This window comes from Pseudomonas sp. P5_B2 (assembly GCF_056400445.1).
Genome location: NZ_JBFULH010001170.1, coordinates 1 through 909 on the forward strand (window position 1 = coordinate 1; position 909 = coordinate 909).

The window sequence follows — 909 nt, forward strand, 5'->3', positions numbered from 1 at the left end:
CCGCAACCCCGAATAGATCAATCAAACCGTGCACGGCCGCAAGCTGTACGCCAGGAAAAAGGACGATGCCGATTTCAATTGTGAGAGGTCTGGTCATGTGTCGGTATTCACCCTGTTTATGTCGATATCGCCACGAGACACTATCACGCCTGCGAATCATCATGTCAAAAGTTTCACCACCAAACGAAAGGGGTAGGAGATGACAAACGAAGTAGCAACAGTCGCAACTCCAGAGTGGCGAATTGCAGGTGAATGGCTGGACGTCTGTTCGTGCAACTCACCGTGCCCATGCACGTTCGCTCAACCTCCCACAGGCAATCATTGCGAAGTGCTGTGGGCGTACCGAATCAATGAGGGTCACTACGGTCCGACACCCATGGCAGGCCTGAAAGTGGTCCTGCTCGCAAACTTCACCGGCAACCTTTGGGACGGCGCTTGGCTGGATGCAGGCGTATTCCTCGACTCTGCCGCCGACGATGCACAGCGAGCGGCCTTGGCGGCAATTTTCACCGGCCAGGCCGGCGGCTGGATGACACAGTTCGTACCAACGCACGTGCGTGAGCTCAGGGGTGTCGAGTTTGCGAAGATTTCAGTCGACATCGAGAGCACGCTCGAACACTGGCGGGTGACCGTCGATGACAAGGTCGAAGCGAGTGGCCAGGCCATGAAGGGGCCGACCTCCGATCCGACCAAACTGCTGCAGAGCTTCAATCCACCCGGCAGCGAAGTCGGTCCCACCGACGCGCCCGTGACTTGGGGCAAAAGCGTTGCGGGCCGTTGGAAGGCATTTGGGTTCGATCAAAACATCCCGGCCGGCCAAGCGAGTAAGCATATCCCCTTCGACTGGCACGGACCGGACGCACCATGATGAAATCGGTCCTCTCCGCTTCACGATCCGCAGCTTCTGCG

General features: G+C 57.9%; 1 protein-coding gene. It reads left to right on the forward strand.

The features are described 5' to 3' along the window. The first annotated feature begins 199 nt into the window (after positions 1-199). Complete coding sequence (locus tag AC1DRJ_RS29970) at positions 200-868, forward strand: DUF1326 domain-containing protein (protein WP_008075253.1); 669 nt, start codon at positions 200-202, stop codon at positions 866-868. Positions 869-909 lie beyond the last annotated feature (41 nt).

Bases quoted from the DNA above. Each gene is read 5' to 3' on its own strand.
- AC1DRJ_RS29970 (WP_008075253.1), top strand. From the start codon at position 200: ATGACAAACGAAGTAGCAACAGTCGCAACTCCAGAGTGGCGAATTGCA.